At 64.3% G+C, this 21,272-nt stretch carries 22 protein-coding genes; 8 read left to right on the top strand and 14 right to left on the bottom strand.

All coding sequences use genetic code 11. From position 1 onward, the window contains the following. Positions 1-35 precede the first annotated feature (35 nt). Positions 36-1,007, top strand: a complete 972-nt coding sequence (egtD, locus tag AC0L3J_RS16700; protein ID WP_473347729.1) for an L-histidine N(alpha)-methyltransferase — start codon at positions 36-38, stop codon at positions 1,005-1,007. A 25-nt stretch (positions 1,008-1,032) separates the two neighbouring features. Here egtD and AC0L3J_RS16695 read toward each other — a convergent pair whose 3' ends face one another. Continuing rightward, the gene (locus AC0L3J_RS16695) at positions 1,033-2,226 is read right to left on the bottom strand and encodes a low temperature requirement protein A (RefSeq protein ID WP_473347851.1); all 1,194 of its coding nucleotides are present in this window, start codon (positions 2,224-2,226) and stop codon (positions 1,033-1,035) included. A 24-nt stretch (positions 2,227-2,250) separates the two neighbouring features. After that, complete coding sequence (locus tag AC0L3J_RS16690; RefSeq protein WP_007602284.1) at positions 2,251-2,487, bottom strand: BolA/IbaG family iron-sulfur metabolism protein; 237 nt, start codon at positions 2,485-2,487, stop codon at positions 2,251-2,253. 211 nt (positions 2,488-2,698) lie between these two features. On the opposite strand from AC0L3J_RS16690, the gene AC0L3J_RS16685 reads away from it, so the two are divergent. After that, a complete protein-coding gene (locus AC0L3J_RS16685) occupies positions 2,699-3,058 on the top strand; it encodes a DUF427 domain-containing protein (RefSeq protein WP_473347728.1) in 360 nt (119 codons plus the stop codon). A 123-nt stretch (positions 3,059-3,181) separates the two neighbouring features. Here the strand turns inward: AC0L3J_RS16685 and AC0L3J_RS16680 are convergent, their stop codons facing one another. Continuing rightward, positions 3,182-3,355 (bottom strand): DUF1328 domain-containing protein, encoded by a 174-nt coding sequence (locus AC0L3J_RS16680; RefSeq protein ID WP_007602280.1) that lies wholly within the window; start codon positions 3,353-3,355, stop codon positions 3,182-3,184. 190 nt (positions 3,356-3,545) lie between these two features. On the opposite strand from AC0L3J_RS16680, the gene AC0L3J_RS16675 reads away from it, so the two are divergent. Beyond that, positions 3,546-4,724 (top strand): acyltransferase family protein, encoded by a 1,179-nt coding sequence (locus AC0L3J_RS16675; RefSeq protein ID WP_473347850.1) that lies wholly within the window; start codon positions 3,546-3,548, stop codon positions 4,722-4,724. Positions 4,725-4,825: 101 nt separating this feature from the next. Here AC0L3J_RS16675 and purL read toward each other — a convergent pair whose 3' ends face one another. Further along, positions 4,826-7,036, bottom strand: coding sequence for a phosphoribosylformylglycinamidine synthase subunit PurL (purL, locus tag AC0L3J_RS16670; protein WP_473347727.1), 2,211 nt, complete (start codon positions 7,034-7,036; stop codon positions 4,826-4,828). Between the two features lie 183 nt (positions 7,037-7,219). Between purL and AC0L3J_RS16665 the strand changes: the two genes are divergently transcribed. Both AC0L3J_RS16665 and AC0L3J_RS16660 read left to right on the top strand, forming a co-directional pair. Continuing rightward, positions 7,220-7,699 carry a PaaI family thioesterase gene (locus AC0L3J_RS16665; RefSeq protein ID WP_247339141.1) on the top strand — a complete coding sequence of 160 codons (480 nt, stop codon included), beginning with the start codon at positions 7,220-7,222 and terminating at the stop codon, positions 7,697-7,699. 75 nt (positions 7,700-7,774) lie between these two features. Further along, positions 7,775-8,731 (top strand): DMT family transporter, encoded by a 957-nt coding sequence (locus AC0L3J_RS16660; protein ID WP_473347726.1) that lies wholly within the window; start codon positions 7,775-7,777, stop codon positions 8,729-8,731. A gap of 3 nt (positions 8,732-8,734) precedes the next feature. Here AC0L3J_RS16660 and AC0L3J_RS16655 read toward each other — a convergent pair whose 3' ends face one another. Together AC0L3J_RS16655 and purQ are read right to left on the bottom strand one after the other, a co-directional pair. Next, on the bottom strand, positions 8,735-9,706 hold the full coding sequence (locus AC0L3J_RS16655) for a tripartite tricarboxylate transporter substrate binding protein BugD (protein ID WP_473347724.1): 972 nt from the start codon (positions 9,704-9,706) through the stop codon (positions 8,735-8,737). Further along, positions 9,703-10,404 carry a phosphoribosylformylglycinamidine synthase subunit PurQ gene (purQ, locus tag AC0L3J_RS16650; protein WP_473347723.1) on the bottom strand — a complete coding sequence of 234 codons (702 nt, stop codon included), beginning with the start codon at positions 10,402-10,404 and terminating at the stop codon, positions 9,703-9,705. The genes AC0L3J_RS16655 and purQ overlap by 4 nt, the downstream gene beginning before the upstream one ends. 163 nt (positions 10,405-10,567) lie before the next feature. Here purQ and AC0L3J_RS16645 point away from each other — a divergent pair, with 163 nt between their 5' ends. Then, on the top strand, positions 10,568-11,584 hold the full coding sequence (locus AC0L3J_RS16645; RefSeq protein WP_354208491.1) for a magnesium and cobalt transport protein CorA: 1,017 nt from the start codon (positions 10,568-10,570) through the stop codon (positions 11,582-11,584). 10 nt (positions 11,585-11,594) lie between these two features. On the opposite strand, the gene purS is transcribed toward AC0L3J_RS16645, so the two are convergent. Beyond that, entirely contained in the window at positions 11,595-11,837 is a 243-nt protein-coding gene (gene purS, locus AC0L3J_RS16640) for a phosphoribosylformylglycinamidine synthase subunit PurS (RefSeq protein WP_007602264.1), read from the bottom strand. A 12-nt stretch (positions 11,838-11,849) separates the two neighbouring features. Then, complete coding sequence (purC, locus tag AC0L3J_RS16635; protein ID WP_171944915.1) at positions 11,850-12,617, bottom strand: phosphoribosylaminoimidazolesuccinocarboxamide synthase; 768 nt, start codon at positions 12,615-12,617, stop codon at positions 11,850-11,852. Between the two features lie 309 nt (positions 12,618-12,926). Here purC and AC0L3J_RS16630 point away from each other — a divergent pair, with 309 nt between their 5' ends. Beyond that, positions 12,927-13,250, top strand: a complete 324-nt coding sequence (locus AC0L3J_RS16630; RefSeq protein WP_007602260.1) for a DUF1476 domain-containing protein — start codon at positions 12,927-12,929, stop codon at positions 13,248-13,250. Positions 13,251-13,304: 54 nt separating this feature from the next. Here the strand turns inward: AC0L3J_RS16630 and cynS are convergent, their stop codons facing one another. The 4 genes from cynS to AC0L3J_RS16610 all read right to left on the bottom strand — a co-directional run bounded on the left by cynS (position 13,305) and on the right by AC0L3J_RS16610 (position 17,121). Further along, positions 13,305-13,787: a cyanase gene (cynS, locus tag AC0L3J_RS16625; RefSeq protein ID WP_473347722.1), complete on the bottom strand. Its 483-nt coding sequence runs from the start codon at positions 13,785-13,787 to the stop codon at positions 13,305-13,307. Positions 13,788-13,803: 16 nt separating this feature from the next. Next, positions 13,804-14,727: an ABC transporter ATP-binding protein gene (locus tag AC0L3J_RS16620; RefSeq protein ID WP_473347721.1), complete on the bottom strand. Its 924-nt coding sequence runs from the start codon at positions 14,725-14,727 to the stop codon at positions 13,804-13,806. 5 nt (positions 14,728-14,732) lie between these two features. After that, the gene (gene ntrB, locus AC0L3J_RS16615; protein ID WP_473347720.1) at positions 14,733-15,575 is read right to left on the bottom strand and encodes a nitrate ABC transporter permease; all 843 of its coding nucleotides are present in this window, start codon (positions 15,573-15,575) and stop codon (positions 14,733-14,735) included. Positions 15,576-15,741: 166 nt separating this feature from the next. Further along, positions 15,742-17,121, bottom strand: coding sequence for a CmpA/NrtA family ABC transporter substrate-binding protein (locus AC0L3J_RS16610; protein WP_473347719.1), 1,380 nt, complete (start codon positions 17,119-17,121; stop codon positions 15,742-15,744). Between the two features lie 160 nt (positions 17,122-17,281). Between AC0L3J_RS16610 and AC0L3J_RS16605 the strand changes: the two genes are divergently transcribed. Beyond that, the gene (locus AC0L3J_RS16605; RefSeq protein ID WP_473347718.1) at positions 17,282-19,210 is read left to right on the top strand and encodes a sigma-54 interaction domain-containing protein; all 1,929 of its coding nucleotides are present in this window, start codon (positions 17,282-17,284) and stop codon (positions 19,208-19,210) included. Positions 19,211-19,216: 6 nt separating this feature from the next. On the opposite strand, the gene AC0L3J_RS16600 is transcribed toward AC0L3J_RS16605, so the two are convergent. Continuing rightward, a complete protein-coding gene (locus AC0L3J_RS16600) occupies positions 19,217-20,095 on the bottom strand; it encodes a sulfurtransferase (RefSeq protein ID WP_473347717.1) in 879 nt (292 codons plus the stop codon). A gap of 46 nt (positions 20,096-20,141) precedes the next feature. Continuing rightward, positions 20,142-21,254, bottom strand: coding sequence for an acyl-CoA dehydrogenase family protein (locus AC0L3J_RS16595; RefSeq protein ID WP_473347716.1), 1,113 nt, complete (start codon positions 21,252-21,254; stop codon positions 20,142-20,144). Positions 21,255-21,272 lie beyond the last annotated feature (18 nt).

Raw genomic sequence — 21,272 nt, 5'->3', positions numbered from 1 at the left:
AAATGCGCGCCGGACAGCGCGTTCAGGAGAGTATCATGAATGTGCACGCCAGCGCTTTGGCCGAAGCCCATCTTCCCGACGAACAGACCACCGCCTTTGCCCGCGAGGCCATCGAGGACCTCTCGCAGCAGCCTAAAAAGCTGTCGCCGAAATATTTCTACGATGCGGCCGGATCTGAACTGTTCGAGGCGATCACGCGGCTGCCGGAATATTATCCGACACGCACGGAGCTTGCGATCCTGAAGGAGCGCGGCAGCGAGATCGCAAAGATCATTCCGGAGCACGCGGCCCTCGTGGAATTCGGCGCCGGCGCCACCACAAAGGTTCGCCTGCTGCTCAACCACTGCAAGTTCGCGGCCTATGTGCCCGTCGACATCTCCGGCGACTTCCTGACGGCGCAGGCAAACGGCCTGAAGCGGGATTTTCCGTCACTCGGCATCTACCCGGTGGCGGCCGACTTCACCACGCCGTTCGAGCTGCCCAAGGCGGTGGCGGCCATGCCCAAGGTCGGGTTCTTCCCGGGCTCGACCATCGGCAATTTCGAGCCGCATGAAGCGCAGGCCTTCCTGAAGAGCGCGCGCGCCATCCTGGGCCGGGGCGCGCAGATGATCATTGGCGCCGACCTTGAGAAGGAGGAGCGCCTGCTCCACGACGCCTATAACGATGCCGCCGGCGTCACCGCGCGCTTCAACCTCAATGTGCTGGTGCGGATCAACCGCGAGCTCGGCGGCAACTTCGACCTCTCCGCCTTCACCCACCGCGCGATCTACAATCGCGAGCGGCACCGCATCGAGATGCACCTGATCAGCAAGAAGAGCCAGACCGTGCGCCTGCTCGGCACCAGCTTCTCGTTCCGCGCGGGCGAAAGCATCCACACCGAGAACAGCTACAAATACAGCATCGATCGGTTCGCGGCGCTGGCGCAAGGCGCGGGCTGGAAAGTGCGCGAGAGCTGGACGGATGCGGCGAAGATGTTCTCGGTGCATGCGCTGGAGGCGGCAGAGTAAGCGCTCCGGCGCCAATGGCGCCGGCTCAATGCTCCTCGGCTTCTTCCGGCGTCGATCCCAGCGAGACCGACTCCCACACCGCAACGACGATCATGATCACCGTCGCGGCGACCGACAGCCATAGCGGGGACAGTTCGGCGGCGAACCACGACAGCGCCAGAAGCAGAATGATGCCGATCCCGTGCGAGAGCTGGAGAAAGCCGCGGATCGCATGCTTGAACAGGATGGTGCCGACCAGGAACAGCAAGGGACCGCCGATCGTGCTCACGATGATCCTGATATCGGAATGCCCGACCGGATGCTTCAGCACCAGCTCGTCGGAGACCGCGGTCAGGATGATTCCGGCGACGATCGGCATGTGCAGATAGGTGTAGGCGAGCCGCGCCAACCGGCCGGATTCGGCGGATTTCGAGATGCGCTCGGCGCCGGCCTCGGCACCCCTGTGGAAATAGACCCACCACATCGCGATGCTGCCGACCAGCGCGGAGACAAAGGCCAAAATGTTGTCCGCGGTCCAGTCCAGCTCGGCAAAGGTGGCGCCGTTGACGACGACGGCCTCGCCGAGCGCGATGATGACGAAGAGCGAGCAGCGCTCGGCCATGTGTCCGCCCTCGACGGCCCAGGCCTCGACCGACGAGAAGCCAAGCTTCGGGACCCAGAAGCGAACCGCCGGCGAGATGTATTCGATCGTCAGTGCCACGATCCAGAACCACAGCCGCGCCTCGTCATGGGCGAGGCCGCCGAGGATCCAGAAGATCGCGGACACCGAGAGCCACGTCAGGATCCGGATCGCATTGTGCCGGACCGCAGTTCGATGCCGCGGCGTTGCAAACATCCAGAAGGCGGTGCGCCCGACCTGCATCGTTGCGTAGGCGATCGCGAACCACAGGCCCCGTCCCTCGAAGGCGGTCGGGATCGTCGTCGACAGCACGAGGCCGCCCAGCATCATCAGGAAGATCAGGATCCGAACCGGCGTCAGTTCCGGATCGAGCCAGTTGGTAACCCAGGCGGTGTAGACCCACACCCACCATACCGCGAGAAACAGCACTGCGACGTGCACCGCACCGAGCGGCGTGAAATGGTGCAGCAGTGTGTGCGAGACCTGCGTGATCGCGAAGACGAAGACCAGGTCGAAGAACAGCTCAGCATTGGTGACGCGGCTGTGCTGGTTCGGCAGGATGACGCGAAACATCGCGCCGCGAGGATTGTCCGCAGCCATCGTCATGCCCCCGTCACGATCGGATCAGGCGCCCGGCACCCCGGTTTGCAGCGCCAGCGCATGCAGCACGCCGCCCATCTGGCCGCGCAGGGACTGATAGACGATCTGGTGCTGCTGGACGCGGGACTTGCCGCGGAAGGTCTCCGAGATCACGGTCGCGGCATAGTGATCGCCGTCCCCGGCGAGGTCACGGATGGTCACCTCGGCATCGGGGATCGCCGCCTTGATCATCGCCTCGATATCGTGGGCGTCCATAGGCATTCGGGTCGTGCTCCTGTATCGGCTGCAATCAGTCTTGTCGTCGAATCGCTGCCGGGGTCCGGATCTGCAAAGCCAAACTTGCCGGCGGGGCCAAACTTAGCGTGAACGGCCTTCTACGTCACGCCTTCCGGCACTATATCGGTGATCCGATCTGGATAAAGCCACGACAAAGTGCCGCGCGCGGCAGAGTGATCGAAAAAGGCGTGAAATCATGAAGCTTCCAGGGCCCGACCACCCCATCACCATCACCCCAAATCCCCGGCGCATCCGCGTCACGGCCGGCGACATCGTGATCGCCGAGAGCACCAAGGCGCTGACGCTGAAAGAGGCGAAATATCCGGCGGTTCAATATGTGCCGCGGCAGGACGCCAACATGGCGCTGCTGGAGCGCACCGACCGCGTCACCCATTGCCCCTACAAGGGCGATGCGAGCTATTACAGCGTCAAGGCCGACGGCAAGACGCTGGATAACGCGATCTGGACCTATGAGGCGCCCTTCCCCGCGATGACCGAGATTTCGGGCCATCTCGCCTTCTATCCGGACAAGGTGAAGATCGAGGAAGTGGGGTAGCTGCTGAGAGTTCGTCATGCCCGGGCTTGTCCCGGGCATCCACGTTCTTGGTTATGCGGGGCGAGGCGTGGATGGCCGGGACAAGCCCGGCCATGACGGCAGCGATGGCTGACGCGAGCCCCGCTACGCCCTGAATATCGTGAGCCCCAGGATCAGCAACACCAGGAAGATCGCGACGAACACGTAGAACAGGAAGCGGGCGATGTCGGCGGAGGCGGCCGAGATGCCAGTGAAGCCGAGCACGCCGGCCACGATCGAGACAAGTAAGAAGATCAGCGCCCATTTCAGGATCGTCATCGCCAGCTCCGAAATTGTACCGCCTGTCGCGGCCCTCAAGCCCTTTTGGCGAACGCTAACTTCGTCGCAGGGAACTGGTTCCTAGCGGCAGCGGGACCTGCGGGCGTCCCAAACGACCCTTGCTGAATCCGGTTCCCGGCGGCAAAGTCCGGCCGGGACGGAAAGCGCGACCGGGGCGGCCACGATGACGATGTCACATTCAGCGACGATCGGAGCAGAGGCGCATGCGGCGCCGAAGGCAAGGGCGCGCAATCTGTCGCTCGATCGCGCCCGCACCTTCCTCACGCTGGTGGTGCTGCTGCACCACGCCGTCATTCCCTACACCTATTTCGGGCACACCGATCCGACGTCCTGGGGCGGTTTCGACGTGGTCGTGCTGGCCACCGACAGCTTCTTCATGGCGATGTTCTTCTTCCTGTCAGGACTGTTCACCTGGCCCGGCATCGCGCGCAAGGCGCCGTCAGTTTTTCTCCGCGACCGCCTGTTGCGGCTCGGGTTGCCGTTCGCGATCGCGGCGTTCACCGTCATCCCGCTCGCCTATTACGCGATCGCGCTGCGGCACGATCCCGGGCTGAGCTTCACGGCGTTCTGGTGGAAGACGATCACGGTTGGCCCGTGGCCGAGCGGCCCGATCTGGTTCGTGTGGGTGCTGCTGGCGTTCGACCTGACCGCGAGCCTGCTCTACCGGGTCTCCGCGCATCTGGTCGATCCGGGCAACCGCGTGTCGCTGCGCGGATTCGACCAGCCGGCCGCATTCTGGCTGCTGCTCGTCGCCGTCACGACAATCGCCTACGTGCCGGCGCTGCTCTATTTCGGCGGCAGCAAATGGTTCGAGCTCGGGCCGTTCTCCGTGCAGGCGAGCCGCATCCTGCTCTACTTCGCGTATTTCTTCATCGGCGTCAGTGTTGGAGCTGCGAATTTCGATCGCGGTATCCTCAGCGCCGGCGGTCAGTTGCCGAAACAGCGCTGGCTGTGGGTGATCGCCACGCTGATCCCCTACTGCCTGATGTGGGGCATGATCTACATCAAGCGCGAAGTTCTGGGCAATCCAGACCCGCAGCCGCACTGGTACCAGGCCATCTACGGCACGTTCTTTGTGCTGTTCTCAGGCTCGATCCTGCTCGCGATCCTCGCGTTCTTCCTGCACCAGAAGTCGCCGGGACCGAACCTGCTCGACCGCATGCAGGCGGACGCCTACGGCATCTTCCTGGTGCACTACCCGATCGCGTTGTGGATCCAGTACGCGCTATTCGATTACAGCTGGCCTGCGATCGTGAAGGCCACGATCGGCTTCGTGCTCACGGTGATCCTGAGCTGGGGATTGACGGCGGGCTTGCGGAAGATTCCGGGGGCCTCGCACTTGTTGTGAGGCACGACGCTCGTAGCCCGGATGAGCGCAGCGACATCCGGGAAACCTCTCGACAAAGACCCGGATGTCGCTGCGCTCATCCGGGCTACGGGTTCAGCCCCTTACGCCGCCTTGCCGCCCATATACTCCGGCAGCCAGCGCTCGAACGAGGTCCGCAGCGCCTCGATCGTTACAGGCGCCTCGCCCGCGATCGCGACGGCGTCGCCGCCGGTGGTGCCGATCCGCACGCAGGGCACCTCGCAGCCGCGCATCTTGGCGAGCACGCGGCCGGCCTCGGTTTCAGGCACGGTGACGAGATAGCGCGCCTGGTCCTCGCCGAACCAATAGGCCTGCGGCACCAGCGCGGTCGGCGCCGCGAGCAGCTTTGCGCCGATGCCGCTCGCCATCGCCATCTCGGCGAGCGCGATCAGAAGGCCGCCGTCGGAGAGATCGTGCACGGCGGTCGCGGTGCCCGCATGGATCATGCCGCGCACGCAGTCGCCGTTGCGCTTCTCGGCCGCGAGATCGACCGGCGGCGGCGCGCCCTCCTCGCGACCGCAGATGTCGCGCAGGTAAACGGACTGGCCGAGCCAGCCATGGGTCTCGCCGATCAGGAGGATCGCCTCGCCTTCGGCCTTGAAGGCGAGTGACGCCGATTTGGTGAAGTCGTCGAGCAGGCCGACGCCGCCGATCGAGGGCGTCGGCAGGATCGCGCGGCCGTTGGTCTCGTTGTAGAGCGAGACATTGCCTGAGACGACCGGGAAGTCGAGCGTGCGGCAGGCTTCCGAGATGCCCTTCAGGCAGCCGACGAACTGGCCCATGATCTCGGGGCGTTCAGGATTGCCGAAATTGAGATTGTCGGTGATCGCGAGCGGCTTGCCGCCGACGGCGGTGATGTTGCGCCAGGCTTCCGCCACGGCCTGCATGCCGCCTTGATAGGGATCGGCCTCGCAATAGCGCGGCGTCACGTCGACCGTCAGCGCCAGGCCCTTCGGGCCGTCCTGCACGCGCACCACGGCGGCATCGCCACCCGGACGCTGCATGGTGTTGCCGAGAATGACGTGGTCGTACTGCTCCCAGACCCAGCGCTTGCTGCACATATCGGGCGTGCCGATCAGCTTTTCGAGCGCGGCACCGAGCCCCATCGGAGCCGCCACTTCGCGCGCATGCACGACCGGCAGCGCGGCCGAGGGGACATGCGGGCGATCATAGAGCGGCGCCTCGTCGCCGAGCTCCTTGATCGGCAAATCGGCCATGACATCACCGCCATGCTTGACCACGAAGCGCTTGCTCGGCGTGGTGTAGCCGACCACCGCGAAATCGAGGCCCCATTTCTTGAAGATCGCCTCGGCCTCTTTCTCCTTCTCGGGCTTGAGCACCATGAGCATGCGCTCCTGGCTCTCCGAGAGCATCATCTCGTAGGCGCTCATGCCGATCTCGCGCGTCGGCACCGCATCGAGATCGAGATCAACGCCGAGGTCGCCCTTGGCGCCCATCTCGACCGCCGAACACGTCAGCCCCGCAGCGCCCATATCCTGGATCGCGATGACGCAGCCCTTCTCCATGATCTCGAGACAGGCCTCTAACAGCAGCTTCTCGGCGAAGGGATCGCCGACCTGCACGGTCGGACGCTTCTCTTCGGACTTGTCGTCGAACTCGGCCGAGGCCATCGAGGCGCCGTGGATGCCGTCGCGGCCGGTCTTGGAGCCGAGATAGACGATCGGCATGTTCACGCCGGAGGCGGCCGCATAGAAGATCTTGTCGGTATCGGCGAGGCCGACCGCCATCGCGTTGACGAGGATGTTGCCATCATAGCGGGTGTGGAAGCGGACCTGGCCGCCGACCGTCGGCACGCCGAAGGAATTGCCATAGCCCCCGACGCCGGCGACGACGCCGGAGACGAGATGCCGGGTCCTGGCATGCTCCGGTGCGCCAAAACTCAGCGCGTTGAGGCAGGCGATCGGACGCGCGCCCATGGTGAAGACGTCGCGCAAGATGCCGCCGACGCCGGTGGTGGCGCCCTGGTACGGCTCGATGTAGCTCGGGTGGTTATGGCTCTCCATCTTGAAGACCACGGCCTGGCCGTCGCCAATGTCGATCACGCCGGCGTTCTCGCCAGGACCCTGGATCACCCAGGGCGCCTTGGTCGGCAGCCCCTTCAGATGGAGGCGCGAGGATTTGTACGAGCAGTGCTCGTTCCACATCGCCGAGAAGATGCCGAGCTCGGTGAAGGTCGGCTCCCGCCCGATCAGCTTCAGGATGCGCTCATACTCGTCGGGCTTGAGCCCGTGGGCGGCAATCAGCTCGGGGGTGATCTTGGGTTCGTTCTTCATGGATTCGAGGCTTTCGACGGCGGTGGGCCGTTCTTAGGAACATCAGACGGCTTGGAAAAGCCCTTTGTGGCGCATTTTCCCGCTGTCCCACGTTTTGCGGCCGGGGGCTGCGGGAACAGGAATTGCACAGCGCGGACAGATCGGATTTAAGGGCAAACGACCCGCAATTGAAGGCCCATTTCCTTGCACGAATTGACCAAAGCGCCCCCGCCTCGCCGCCCCGACCTCCACATCGCCACCGATGGGGAATTCCAGGGCTGGCGAACCTGGATTCGCGACAGTTTTGAGAGCCATATCGGCCCGTTCTGGCACAAGATCGAGGACGACGGCAGCGTCCGCTCGGCGTTCCGGGTCGAGAAAAAGCACCTCAACGGCTCCGGAAACGTCCATGGCGGCTGCTTCATGGCGTTTTCCGACTACTGCCTGTTCGCGATCGCCACCCACGAACTGGATGGGCCGGCGGTGACCACCAATTTCGCCTGCGACTTTCTCGACGCGGCACGCGAAGGCGAGCTGATCGAATGCGTCGGCGAGGTCTCCCGCGCCGGCGGCTCGCTGATCTTCCTGCGCGGCAAGCTGACATCGGGCGGGCGGCCGCTGTTCACCTTCTCCGGCACGATCAAGCGGGTGAAGCGGAAGCCGGCACCGCAGCCAAACGCATAGCTCGCCGCCTTCCCTTTTGGCGCCCCCTCGCCCAGACTTGTGTCGAGCGCTGTCGCGCCGGGGAGCAATATCAAGGTGCCGCAGAGCACACCGCCGACGGCTCGCGCCACGGCCTCGCAATTGCCGTCCATGACTGCCACAAGCGTGCGGAGCTGGCGCGACTATGCGGTGCTGGTCGCGCTCGCCTGCTGCTGGAGTTCAACCTATCCGCTGGCCAAGCTCGCGCTGGATACAATCCCGCCCGTGACCTTCATCTCGGCTCGCTCGCTGATCGCGGCTGCCTTCCTGTTCGCGATCCTGTGGATGCGCGGCGTCAGAATCCCGACCGATGCGAAGGCCTGGAAGCTGTTCGCGACCCAGCAATTGATCAACTCGACCTTTCCGTTCCTGATCATCACCTGGTCTCAGCAATATGTGCCGGCGTCGAACACGGTGGTGCTGGCCTCCACCACGCCGATCTTCGCCTTCCTGATCACCTCGTTGATCACGCGCCACGAGCCGGCAACGCTGCTGAAGCTGTTGGGCGCGCTCCTCGGCCTTGCCGGCACCATCGTCATCGTGGGCCTGGATGCGTTGCGCGGCTTCGGGAGCGAGATCGTGGCGGAGATCGCCATCCTGCTCGCCACCATCTCCTTTGCCTGTGCCACGATCTTCGGCCTGCGGCTGTCCGAATACGACCCGATGGTGGTGGCGGCCGGTTCGCTGCTGTTCGGCGGCCTCGTGCTGCTGCCGCCTTCGCTGATCATCGACCAGCCCTGGACGCTGCACCCGACGCCGACGGCGATCATAGCCACCATCGTCATGGGCATCGTCTCCAGCGCCTTAGGGCTAATGCTGTTCTACATGTGCCTGGGACGGCTCGGCACGCTGACGACGAACGCGCAAGGCTATTTGCGCATCCCGATCGGCGTCGGCCTCTCCGTGCTGCTGCTCGGCGAGAGCGTGCCGTCGAACCTGGCGCTGGGCCTGGTGCTGGTCATGGCGGGCGTCGCCGCGATGACGGTGCCGACGGAGCGGCTGAAACGACGCTAGCTACTACTTGGCGTCGTCCGCCAGCATCTTGCGATACTTCTCGACGTCGCGCGTCACGAGCTTCTGCAGCACCTCGGGCGTGTGCTCGTCGGCATCGGGTGCCACGGTCGAGAGATCGGCGAACCGTTTCTTCACCGCGTCGGTTTCGACCGCCGTGCGTGCAGCGGCATTCAGCTTGGCGATGACCGCCGACGGGGTGCCTTTCGGCGCGAACAGGCCGTTCCAGCCCTGCGCTTCGAATTCAGGCAGGCCGGCTTCGGCCGACGTCGGCAGGTCGGGCACTGTGGCGAGCCGGACGGTCGAGCCGACCACGAGCCCGCGCGCCAGCTTCTCGTTGATCGACTGCGAAACGGAGGCTGCCGCATCGCAGACGCCGTCGATCTGGCCGCCGATCGCATCGGTGAGCGCGGGCGCGGCGCCGCGATAGCCGACCAGCGTCGCGTCGATCCCGGCAGCTGTGACGAAGCTCTTGCAGATCAGGTAATTCGAGGAGCCGACGCCGGCATGGCCGAGATTGATCTTGCCGGGGTTCGCCTTGGCGTAGGCGATGAACTCCTTCAGATCCTTCGCCGGAAAATCCTTGCGCACGGCGATGATGCCGAACGTTTTCGCCACCATGGCGATCGGCACGAAGGAGTCCGGCGTGAACGGCAGTTTGGGATAAATCGTATAGGTCGCAGCGTTGGTGCCGGCATTGCCGATCGCAATGGTGTAGCCGTCGGGCTCGGCGCGGGAGGCGCGCGCCAGCGCGGTCGAGCCGCCGGCGCCGGCCACGTTCTCGATCACGATGGTCTGGCCGAGCGCGATGCCCATCTGCTCGGCAACGGTGCGCGCGATCACGTCCGACGTGCCGCCGGCCGCGAACGGCACGATCATGGTGACGGGACGCTTGGGGAAATCTTGCGCGAACGCGGCCGTCGCGAACGCAACGACGGCGACAGCGACAGGCAGCCGCTTCAGCACGAACGCAATCACGCGGCTTTTTCCAGATGCGCGGTGAGGCCGGCGAACAGGCCGCGACCGTCGGTGCAGCCCATGATGTCTTCGACGTGATTTTCCGGATGCGGCATCATGCCGAGCACGTTGCCCTTGTCGTTAACGATGCCGGCGATGGATTGCGCGGCGCCATTGATGTTGCTGACATCGTCGATCGCGCCGTCGGCCGAGCAATAGCGGTACAGCACGCGACCGTCGCCTTCGAGCCGCTTGATGGTCTCTGCGTCCGCCGCATAATTGCCCTCGCCATGCGCGATGGGCACGCGGATCACCTGCCCGGCATTGTAGCCGCGGGTGAACGGCGTGTCGGAGCGCTCGACGCGGAGATGCACGTCGTGGCAGATGAATTTCAGCCGCGCATTGCGCATCAGGACGCCGGGCAAGAGCCCGGATTCACAGAGGATCTGAAAGCCGTTGCAGACGCCGAGCACGAGGCCGCCCTTGTCTGCATAGTCGCGCACCGCGTCCATCACCGGCGCCCGCGCCGCAATCGCGCCGCAGCGCAGATAATCGCCGTAGGAGAACCCGCCGGGCACCACCACGAGATCGGTCCCCGCAGGTAGTGACGTCTCGGCATGCCAGACCATCGCGGGCTCGTTACCCGAGATCAGCCTCAAGGCACGCGCCATGTCGCGCTCGCGATTGATTCCGGGAAAGACGAGGATGGCGGCTTTCATGGCAGAGTTCCGAACGACGATTGAATGGGGTTGGCACGGCTGCCAAATCGGCAGCAGACATAACCATTTGACGGGGATTTTACCAGTGCTAGCCTCGGCAGCGAGCGTTGTGCACAGGCCATAGCCCGCCATTCGGCCGATCGATTCGCCCGGGATTAAAGCCATGAATGTCCCGTCGCTGCCCACATTCCCCTCCGAGCCGGTGTCCACCGAGGGCGTCATCGCTGCCGGTGCCTATGTCGATGGCCGGCGCGTCGCCAATATCGCCATCAGCGAGGCTTCGAGCTGGCGGGCGAAACCCGGCCACGTGGTCTGGATCGGGCTGCACGAGCCCGACATGGCGCTGCTCAGCGCGGTGCAGAAGCAGTTCGACCTGCACGAGCTCGCCATCGAGGACGCCAACCACGCCCATCAGCGACCGAAGATCGAGCAATATGGCGAGGCCCTGTTCATCGTGGCGCGGACCGCGCAACTGATCGAGGGCCGGATCGCCTTCGGCGAGACGCACATCTTCGTCGGCGAAGGCTATCTGGTCTCGGTGCGCCACGGCGCGTCGACGTCCTACACGCCGGTGCGCGAACGCTGCGAAAGCTGCCCGCGCGCGCTCGCGCGCGGCGAGGACTACATCCTCTACGCCATCCTCGATTTCATCGTCGACAACTACTCGCCCGTGCTCGAGAGCATTCACGAAGAGGTCGAGAGCATCGAGGACGACGTGCTCTCCAAGGCAATCAGCAAGGCGCAGATCGAGCGGCTCTACATGCTGCGCCGCGACCTCTTGCGGCTCAGGACTGCAATCGGGCCGCTGGTGGAGGTCTGCCGGCGGCTTGAGCATGACGAGCTGGCGATGGTGCGCGCGACGATGCAGCCGCTGTTCCGCGACGTCACTGACCACGTCAGGAATATCCAGGAGCGGATCGATTCGATGCGCGAGGTGCTGGCCTTCGCCTTCGAAGCGAGCCTGCTGGTCGGCCAGGCCCAGGAGACGGCGGTCTCCAAGAAACTCGCCTCCTGGCTCGCGATCATCGCGATCCCGACCGCGCTTGCCGGCATCTACGGCATGAACTTCAAGCACATGCCGGAGCTGGACTGGGAGTACGGCTATTACACGCTGCTCGGCGTGATGCTGACGGCGTGCGGCGCGCTGTACTGGCGTTTTCGTCGGGTTGGATGGCTGTGAGCCATCCTGTTCACCCGATCAGCTCAACCCGATAATTCTCGATCACGGTATTCGCCAGCAGCTTGTCGGCGGCGTCCTTCAACGCCGCCTCTGCCTTGGCCTTGTCCGCGCCGGCGAGCTCGATGTCGAACACCTTGCCTTGGCGAACGCTGGCGACGCCGTCGACGCCGAGCGACTTCAACGCACCCTCGATCGCCTTGCCCTGCGGATCGAGGATGCCCGTTTTCAACGTCACGGTAACACGTGCCTTCACGTCAGATCCCTCTTAGCTCTTCACCAGCACCGGGCCGGAACCGGCCGGACGCTCGTTCTCCATGAGAATGCCGAGACGCTTGGCGACTTCGGTATAGGCCTCGAGCAGCCCACCGAGATCCCTGCGGAAACGGTCCTTGTCGAGCTTCTCGTTCGACTTGATGTCCCACAGACGGCAGCTATCCGGCGAGATCTCGTCGGCGACGATGATCCGCATCATGTCGTTCTCGAACAGTCGGCCGCACTCCATCTTGAAGTCGACGAGGCGGATGCCGATGCCGAGGAAGAGACCGGTGAGGAAGTCGTTGACACGGATGGCAAGCGCCATGATGTCGTCGATCTCCTGCGGTGTCGCCCACCCGAAAGCGGTGATGTGCTCTTCCGACACCATGGGGTCGTTGAGCTGGTCGTTCTTGTAATAGAACTCGATGATCGAGCGGGGCAGCTGCGTACCCTCCTCGATGCCGAGGCGCTGCGACAGCGAGCCGGCGGCAACGTTCCGCACCACCACTTCCAGCGGCACGATCTCGACTTCGCGAATCAATTGCTCGCGCATGTTGAGGCGGCGGATGAAATGGGTCGGCACCCCGATGTCGTTGAGGTGCTGAAACAGGTACTCCGAGATCCGGTTGTTGAGGACACCCTTGCCCTCGATCACCTGATGCTTTTTCGCATTGAACGCGGTGGCGTCATCCTTGAAGTGCTGGATCAGGGTACCGGGCTCCGGGCCTTCGTAAAGAACCTTTGCCTTGCCTTCATAAATGCGACGCCGACGGCTCATGGGGATGTACCGTGTTTTGTTGAAATCCATGTATTTGGTGTGCTCCGGTTGACGAGACTACGACCCACAGCGGAGCTGCCGTGAACGGCCCGGAACCCCTGGAAACAGAACGGGAACCCAGCCTTAGGCAACCTATCCGATTGGCCGTCCCAGCACAATCGATCCGGCCGTCCGGCATCAAACTTATACCGTCTTGCCTGCGGCTTAACGGCTCGTTGTTTTGCCGATTCGTGCCCCCTATCTAGGCATGCACCGGGGCTCTCGCAACGAGGGCCAGCCGGGTCCAGTCAGCAGGGAATTGGAAAAGGCATGAGCACGTTGGACAAGCGCGAGGAAGGCTTCGAGAAGAAGTTCGCCCTCGACGAGGAGCAGAAATTCAAGGCGGAAGCCCGCCGCAACCGGCTGCTCGGTCTGTGGGCGGCCGAAAAGCTCGGCATCACCGGCGATGCCGCCACGGCCTATGCCAAGGAGGTGGTCGCGGCCGATTTCGAGGAAGCCGGCGACGCCGACGTCCTGCGCAAGGTCATGGCCGATTTCGCCGCCAAGAACGTCGCCATCACCGAACAGGCGATTCGCGCCAAGATGAACGAGCTGATCGCGGTGGCGGCGGCTGAGGTGAAGGCCGGGAAATAAGGCGAAGCGTCATTCCGGGGCACGTCCAAGACGCGCCCCCGGAATGCCAACCAGCTATCCCTCTTTGAACCCATATTCCGGCACGTTGCCGCTGGCGCCGTAATATTTGTACGGCAGGAATTTGCCGCTCATGGTGATCTTGACGCGGTCGCCCTTCGGATTGGGCAGGCGCTCCATCACCATGTCGAAATCGATCGCCGACATGATGCCGTCGCCGTACTCCTCCTCGATCAGCGCCTTCCAGGCCGGACCGTTGACCATGACCAGCTCGTAGAACCGATAGATCAAGGGATCGGTCGGCGGCATCGGCATGCCGCGCATCGGCGTCTCGTTCAGCATCGTGGTCTCGGCCTTCGTCAGGCCGAACAGTTCAGCGGCGTTTGCGGCCTGCGGCTTGGTCAATTTCATCTGGCCGAGGATCGCGCCTGTTATCAGCACCTCGGAATAGCCGCCGATCTGCTCGCAGATATATTTCCAGCTCCAGCCCTTCTCGCGCCTGATGTCGAGCAGCTTCTCGGTGAGGTCTTCGCGTTTCATGTCAGGGTCTCCTTTTTCAAGCAGTCAGCCCGGGACTGGTCCCAGGTATCCAGGTCTGTCGTTGCTCGTCGCCACCGGACGCGACGGTCAGTCCGGGCTTGCCGATACGCACCACCGGCACATTGCGCGGATCGTGACCGGGCGTCTCGGCCGTGAAAGTCTTGCTGCGCGTTACCAGGAAATCGACGATGTGGTTGCGCAACGCGTAGTACAGCGGGTGGCGGTGCAAATCGGTGCGGCCGCGGTCCCTCGGCAGCGGGTTCTCGACGACCTCGGCCAGCACGGCGCCGGGACCGTTGGTCATCAGGAAGATCTTGTCGGCAAGGTAGATCGCCTCGTCGACGTCATGAGTGATCATGAACGCGGTCTGCCCGGTCTCCAGACAGATGCGCCGCACCTCGTCCTGCAGCGTGCCGCGCGTCAGCGCATCGAGTGCCGAGAACGGCTCGTCCATCAGCATCATCTTTGGCGTGATCGACAGTGCACGCGCGATGCCGACGCGCTGCTTCATGCCGCCGGAAAGCTCGGAAGGTCGCTTGTGCTCCGAACCCGTCAGGCCGACGAGGTCGATAAATTTCTGCGCATGCGCCTTCACCTTGGCGCGATTCCAGCTCCGCCATTTCGAGCTCACGGCGTAGGCAACGTTGCCGAGCACGGTGCGCCAGGGCAGCAGCGCATGGCTCTGGAAGATCACGGCGCGGTCGAGGCTCGTCCCTGAAATGGCTTGCCCATCGACGATCACCGCGCCGTCGCTCGGCGCATCGAGGCCGGCAAGGATGTTGAGCACCGTGGTCTTGCCGCAGCCGGAATGGCCGATCACGCAGCAGAACTCGCCGCGCGCCATCGACAGCCAGAGATTCTCGAAGACCGCCGTTGTCGCTCCGCCAGCGCCGGGATAGCGCTTTGCGATGGCTTCGATGGAGATGAATTTTTCGGTCACAGCCCCTACTCCGGAAACGTGACCATGCGCGTGAAACGCGCGAGGACCTGGTCGAGCAGCATGCCGACAACCCCGATCAGCAGGATCGCGATGATCACGTTGGTGATCGAGAGATTGTTCCACTCGTTCCAGACGAAGTAGCCGATGCCGGTGCCGCCGACGAGCATTTCGGCGGCGACGATCACGAGCCAGGCGATGCCGATCGAGATGCGCATGCCGGTCAGGATCGTCGGCGCCGCCGCCGGCAGGATCACGGTGAAGGCGCGCCTGATGGTTCCGACCTCGAGCGTTCGCGCGACGTTGATCCATTCCTTCCGTACGCTCGCGACCCCGAACACGGTGTTGAGCAGCATCGGCCAGATCGAGCAGATGAAGATGACGAAGATCGCGGAGATCGAGGAATCCTTGATGGTGTAGAGCGCGAGCGGCATCCACGCCAGCGGCGAGATCGGCTTCAGCACCTGGATGAAGGGATCGAGCGCCTGGCTTAGCAGCGGCGACATGCCGATCAGGAAGCCGAGCGGGATGGCGACCAGCACGGCGAGCAGATAGCCGGTGCCGACGCGCGCGATCGAGTAGCCGAGCTGGATGCCGAGCCCCTTGTCGTTAGGTCCGTTGTCGTAGAACGGCCTCCTCACATGCTCCCAGAGCTTTGCGCCGACGTCGAGCGGCCCGGGCATTGCGGATTTGCCCTGCGTCGCGGTCAGGCCCATCAGCTTGGCGTATTCCGGGCTCATCGTGGCCACCGGTGCCGTCGAGCGCACGGCGAGATGCCAGACGCCGAGGAACGCGACGAGCAAGACGATCGAGACCAGACCGGCGCGGAGACGGAGGGAGGCGGTGGTCATCTCCCTCTCCCCGTTCTTACGGGGAGAGGATCGGGGTGAGGGGCATGCTTCCGCATATTCGGTGAGAGACGAACTCGCGGAGAGTCCCCCTCACCCGGATTGCATCTAACGATGCAATCCGACCTCTCCCCGCAAGCGGGGCGAGGTGAAAAGAGAGCACGGCCGCTCACGACGCCTTCCTGATCTTGAAGCCCGCCAGATAATCCTCCGGCTTGGCCGGATCGAAAGTCTTGCCCATCACCGCGAACGATTTGTAGCTGCCGGCTGGCGGCGCCAGGCCCATTTCGGTCATCAGCTTCCTGGTGTCGGTGGCGAGATACACCTGCTCGGCGACCGCCTTGTAGTCGACGTCGCCCTTGATCTGGCCCCAGCGCTTCATCTGCGTCAGCATCCACACCGCAAAGGACTGCCAGGGGAACGGGTCGAAATCGACGCGCTTTTCATCCGTCTTCACGCCGCCGAGGCCGTCGGCATAGGTGCCGGTCAGGACCTGTTCCAGCACCGTGACCGGCGCGTTGATGTAGTTCGCCGGCGCGATCGCCTCGGCGATCTGCTTGCGATTCTCCGCCTTCGACGCATAGGCGGTGGCATCGACGATCGCGCGCGTCAGCGCGGCAAAGCTGTTGGGCGCCGTGGTGATGAACTCGCGGCTGGCGGCGAAGCTGCAGCAGGGATGGCCGTCCCAGATTTCCTTGGACAAGAGATGCATGAAGCCGACGCCGTCATAGATCGCACGCTGGCAGATATTGTCGGGCGCGAGGAAGCCGTCGATGTTATCGGCGCGCAGGTTTGCCACCATTTCCGGCGGCGGCACCGAACGCAGCTGCACGTCGGTGTCGGGGTCGATGCCGTGTTCGGCGAGATAGTAGCGCAGCAGATAATTGTGCATGGAATAGTCGAACGGAATGGCGAATTTCATGCCCTTCCAGTCCTTCGGGTCGCGCTTGTCCTTGTGCTTGCTCGCCAGCACGATGCCCTGCCCGTTGATGTTCTCGATCGCGGGCACGGCGAACGGAATGGCGTTGGCACCCAAGCCAAGCGAAATCGCGAGCGGCATCGGCGCCAGCATGTGCGCGGCGTCGTATTCCTTGTTGATGGTCTTGTCGCGGATCACGGCCCAGCCGGCGGTCTTGACCACGTCGACGTTGAGGCCGTGCTTGGCATAGAAGCCCAGCGGCGCGGCCATGATGATCGGCGTGGCACAGGTGATCGGGATGAAGCCGACCTTGAGGTCCTTCTTTTCCGGCGTGCCGGCCTGCGCAAAGACTTCGGTGGCGGTCTGAAGCGGGAAGAACTGCGACAGCGCGGCCAGCGCGGTGGAGGCACCGACCGACTTCAGGAATGCGCGCCGCGCAACGTCCTGCGGAAACATCGCGCGCATCACGGCAGAGGCGACCACGCCCTCGTAGCGCTTCTCTTCGCTCTCGACGGGATCACAGCGCAACGCGGTGGCCTGCTCGTGCTCAGCCGCGGATTGATGCTGACCACAGGCACAGCCGGCTCGCAGGTTGCGATCGGGATCAAACGGATTGTCGAAAATGGACATCGGACCTCCTGCGCGTCATTTGCGAGGAGAATGACGCAAGGAGCATGCCACCACCTTCAGGCCGGCCAGTGCCTTGATGACGCAGCACTTTCGCTCGCACTTGGTCATTACGAAAATTCGTGATAAACGACATTTCGTAGTTTAATAACGAGATTTCGTAATGGCAACGACGCCAATACTCGCCCACGACGATGTGGCCCCGACCATCGATCCACGCGTTGCGGCCTTCGAATCCTCGGTCGAGGCGACGCTGCTGGTCGACCCCTTCGGCGACCAGATCGTCGATGCCAATCCCGCCGCCTGCGCCCTGCTCGGCTACGACCGCGCTCTGCTCCGCCAGACCAGGCCGAGCACGCTGCATGCCGGCGAGATTCCGGCGCTGACCGTGTTCACCCAGGCCGTGCTGCACAAGGGCGCCTACTGGACCACCGCGCTCAAACCACGCCATGCCACCGGGCAAAATCTCCGGCTCGAATATGCAGGAAGCGTGCTGCCCCATGACGGCCGCACGCTGGTCCAGCTCACCCTGACCGATCTCGAAGCGCGCCGCCGCCGCAATGTCGATGCCGCCGCCGAAGACCACATGCGCAGCGGCATTTCGACCTGGCAGCGGGTCGAGCGCGTGTTCCAGGACATCGAGCGCGAGAACCAGCTGATCCTGCGCGCCGCCGGCGAAGGCATTTACGGCGTCAACGCGGAAGGAAAGACCACCTTCGTGAACCCCGCCGCCGAGCGGATGCTGGGCTGGACTGCCGAGGAGCTGGTCGGCAAGGAAATCCATCCCATCATGCACCACACCCACCATGACGGGCGGCACTATCACAACCATGACTGCCCGATCTACGCTGCGTTCCGCGACGGCGCCGTGCACCAGGTCGACGGTGAGGTGTTCTGGCGCAAGGACGGCTCGCCGGCCTGGGTCGAATACACCTCCACGCCGATTCGCGACCGCGGCGTGGTGGTCGGTGCCGTCGTGGTGTTTCGCGACGTCAGCCAGCGGCGCGAGGCCGACGAGAAGCTGCACGCCGCGCTGGCCGAGGTCGATCGCCTGCGCGAACGTCTCGAGCTCGAAAACGCCTACCTGCAGGAAGAAATCCGCATCGAGACCAATCCGCGCGGCATCATCGGTGGCAGCGAGGCGATCCAGACGACGCTGCGCCAGGTCAAGCTGGTGGCGCCGACCAGCGCGGCGGTGATGATCACTGGCGAGTCCGGCACCGGCAAGGAGCTGATCGCGCGCGCCATCCACGAGGATTCCACCCGCAGCGACCGGCCGCTGATCCGGGTCAACTGCGCCGCGATCCCGCGCGAACTGTTCGAGAGCGAGTTCTTCGGCCACGTCCGCGGCGCCTTCACCGGCGCGACGCGCGACCGCATCGGCCGGTTCGAGCTCGCCGATGGCGGCACGCTGTTCCTCGACGAAGTCGGCGAGATCCCGCTCGAATTGCAAGGCAAGCTGCTGCGCGTATTGCAGGAGGGCAATTTCGAGCGCGTCGGCCAGGAGCGCACCCGCGCGGTCGACGTCCGCGTCATCGCCGCCACCAACCGCGACCTCAAGCAGGAGGTGCAGCGCGGTCGTTTTCGCGAGGACCTCTATTTCCGCCTCAACGTGTTTCCGATCGAGACGGTGCCCCTGCGCGAACGGCGCGAGGACATTGCGCTGCTCGCGCAGCATTTCCTCACGCGCGAGAGCAAGGCGCTGAAATCGAATCTGCGCTTGTCGGAGGGCGACGCGCGTCGGCTGACGCGCTATGACTGGCCGGGCAATGTCCGCGAACTACAGAACGTGATCGAGCGCGCCGCGATCCTGTCGCAGAACGGCCGTTTGCGGATCGATCTGCCCGATCCCTCCGGCACGCAGGCCCCAGCCGGCGCCGCGCGGCAGAAGGCTGACGCACGGCCCGCTGTGATGACGTCATCCGAAATGCGCGACCACGAGCGCGCCAACATCCTGGCCGCGCTCGAGGGCTGCGCCGGAAAAGTGTTCGGCCCCGGTGGCGCGGCCGAGATGCTGGATATCAAGCCGACCACGCTGGCCTCGCGGATCAAGGCGCTGGGAATCGCGCCCCGTCCGCGGGCCCTCGGTTAGCGGCGATCACGCCGCCTTGGTCGTCACCTCCGATGCGATCGGCAATCCCTGCTCGATTGGCAGCGACGGATCGCGCGACCATTCGTTCCAGGACCCGAAATACATCCGCACGTCCTTCACGCCGGCGTTCTTGAGCGCCAGGAAGGTATTCGAGGCGCGCGCGCCCTTGAAGCAATAGAGATAGACCGGCGTGGACGGCGAGATGCCGACAGTGGCGCATTCCGCCAAAATCTCGTCCTTGGACTTGAAGCGCGGGCCTTCGGCGGTCGGCTTCATCATGCGATACCATTCCAGCCACACCGCACCGGGGATGCGACCCTTGCGCGGGCAGAAATCCTTGCCATAGGGCGACGAGCTGTCGCCGATCCATTCGTCGACGTCGCGCACGTCGAGAATGGCGACGCCCGGCTTGCCGACGGCCGCCAGCATGGTCTTGGCGTCGATCAGGATATCGCCCGCTTCGGGCACGATTCCGAACGACGCCTTCGCCGGCGCCGGCACATCCTTCGTCACGGGAAGACCTGCGGCCGCCCAGGCATCAATGCCGCCATGCAGCACCTTGATCTTGGGATAGCCGAGCATGGTGAGCAGGTAGTAGCCGCGGCAGGATTGGCCGAAGCCAGAATTCATCGACTGCTCGTAGATCACAGCCGTCTCCTTGCCGGACAGGCCCGCGCCGCCGAACGCGTCGGCGAACTTGGTCTTCAGCTCGCTCATGCCCTCCGGCGTCGAGGTCGCAAGAAACGTGAATATCTCATGCACGTTCACGGCGTTGGGAAGGTGCCCGGCGCCGTAGGCGTCGGGGTTGCGGGTGTCGATCACGACACAGGGCTCGGTTTTCAAGAGATCGGCAAGTTCGCTGGCAGAGATCAGAACGTCCGTCATTGGCAGCCTCTCCGTTGAGGTTCGATGGTGGGTGGGCTCGTAAAACTCAGGAATCGGCGAGCATCTTGCGCAGCTGCTTGGTGGCAGGCGTGACGATCGCGACGAAATAGGCCTCGCGCAGGCGGCGCTGCGCGCGGTGGGACTTGAGGTAGCCGCGCGCGCCACAATGCAGCATCGCCGCATGCGCCGCCGCGACGCTGGCTTCGCCGGCGCGAAGCCTGAGCGCGATCACCTTGCGCCAGTAGGTCTCCTCTTCGTTGTAGGGATCGCGCGCCAGCGCCATGGTCTCGGCCTCGAGTTCGGCGGCGAGATCGCGAAAGTGCACCGGCTGTTGCGGCAAATAGCGGTTGATGTGGCCGAGGGGATTATCGACCTCGTCCATGATGTTGATGCAGTCCTTAATGAGCCCGAGCGCCATGCCGGCCTGCAGCAGGATGAATCCGGCGCGGATCTTCTTCACGAAGGGGCCGGCGGGATCGGCCAGGATCAGCTCGTCCGGCACGAAGGCGTCGCGAAACTGCACGCCATAGGTCCCGGTGCCGTCCATGGCGAGGAACGGCTTGCATGGCGTCAGCGTGATCGCGGGGTCCGAGCAGTCGGCCAGGAACATGACAGTGCCCGGCTCGTCCTCGCGCTCGAAGATGGTGCCGAAATAATGGTCGGGGCCGAGATTGGACACCCAGGGCAGCGCGCCGCGCACGATGTAGCCGCCTTCGACCTTGCGCCCCTTCAACTTGAGCTTCTCGATGCCGAAAAAGCTCTTCATCGGATTGGAGAGCCCGGTGCCGCCGAGCACGCGGCCGGTCGAGAACGCATCGCCGAAGCGCTTTGCCAGCTTCATGTTGGTCGAGTTGGCGGCGTACCAGACCAGCGTGTTCTGGCACCACGCCATGAAGGCGGTGCTGCCGCAGACCTCGCCGATCGCCGACATCGCCTGAATGGCACAGCGCAAATCGGCAGGCCCTTCGTGCGGCACGTGACTGCCCCATGCGCCGACCTCGCCGAATTGGCGCAGCACCTCGGCCGGATAGATGGTGCCGGCATCGATGCCGGCGGCGAGCGGCGCGAGCTGCTCCCGCGCGATCCGCGCCACCTCGCCTGCAATGGACGGTGCGGGCTGATCCAAAACTTCGGCCCGTGATAAAGCCAGTGAACCCATGATCGTCTCCCGCACCTT

It is taken from the genome of Bradyrhizobium sp. Kon37, from assembly GCF_055807535.1.
The sequence above is the reverse complement of the archived record's forward strand: the minus strand, read 5'-3'. Positions and strand labels throughout refer to the sequence as shown.

Excerpts from the sequence above, each read along its gene's own strand:
- purQ (WP_473347723.1), bottom strand. The coding sequence starts at position 10,404 with ATGAAAGCCGCCATCCTCGTCTTTCCCGGAATCAATCGCGAGCGCGAC.
- cynS (WP_473347722.1), bottom strand. The coding sequence starts at position 13,787 with ATGAAACGCGAAGACCTCACCGAGAAGCTGCTCGACATCAGGCGCGAG.
- AC0L3J_RS16645 (WP_354208491.1), top strand. The coding sequence starts at position 10,568 with ATGAATGTCCCGTCGCTGCCCACATTCCCCTCCGAGCCGGTGTCCACC.
- AC0L3J_RS16630 (WP_007602260.1), top strand. The coding sequence starts at position 12,927 with ATGAGCACGTTGGACAAGCGCGAGGAAGGCTTCGAGAAGAAGTTCGCC.
- AC0L3J_RS16605 (WP_473347718.1), top strand. The coding sequence starts at position 17,282 with ATGGCAACGACGCCAATACTCGCCCACGACGATGTGGCCCCGACCATC.
- purL (WP_473347727.1), bottom strand. The coding sequence starts at position 7,036 with ATGAAGAACGAACCCAAGATCACCCCCGAGCTGATTGCCGCCCACGGG.
- AC0L3J_RS16690 (WP_007602284.1), bottom strand. The coding sequence starts at position 2,487 with ATGCCTATGGACGCCCACGATATCGAGGCGATGATCAAGGCGGCGATC.
- AC0L3J_RS16685 (WP_473347728.1), top strand. The coding sequence starts at position 2,699 with ATGAAGCTTCCAGGGCCCGACCACCCCATCACCATCACCCCAAATCCC.
- purC (WP_171944915.1), bottom strand. The coding sequence starts at position 12,617 with ATGAGCCGTCGGCGTCGCATTTATGAAGGCAAGGCAAAGGTTCTTTAC.
- AC0L3J_RS16695 (WP_473347851.1), bottom strand. The coding sequence starts at position 2,226 with ATGGCTGCGGACAATCCTCGCGGCGCGATGTTTCGCGTCATCCTGCCG.
- AC0L3J_RS16680 (WP_007602280.1), bottom strand. The coding sequence starts at position 3,355 with ATGACGATCCTGAAATGGGCGCTGATCTTCTTACTTGTCTCGATCGTG.
- AC0L3J_RS16610 (WP_473347719.1), bottom strand. The coding sequence starts at position 17,121 with ATGTCCATTTTCGACAATCCGTTTGATCCCGATCGCAACCTGCGAGCC.
- AC0L3J_RS16675 (WP_473347850.1), top strand. The coding sequence starts at position 3,546 with ATGTCACATTCAGCGACGATCGGAGCAGAGGCGCATGCGGCGCCGAAG.
- egtD (WP_473347729.1), top strand. The coding sequence starts at position 36 with ATGAATGTGCACGCCAGCGCTTTGGCCGAAGCCCATCTTCCCGACGAA.
- AC0L3J_RS16600 (WP_473347717.1), bottom strand. The coding sequence starts at position 20,095 with ATGACGGACGTTCTGATCTCTGCCAGCGAACTTGCCGATCTCTTGAAA.
- AC0L3J_RS16595 (WP_473347716.1), bottom strand. The coding sequence starts at position 21,254 with ATGGGTTCACTGGCTTTATCACGGGCCGAAGTTTTGGATCAGCCCGCA.
- ntrB (WP_473347720.1), bottom strand. The coding sequence starts at position 15,575 with ATGACCACCGCCTCCCTCCGTCTCCGCGCCGGTCTGGTCTCGATCGTC.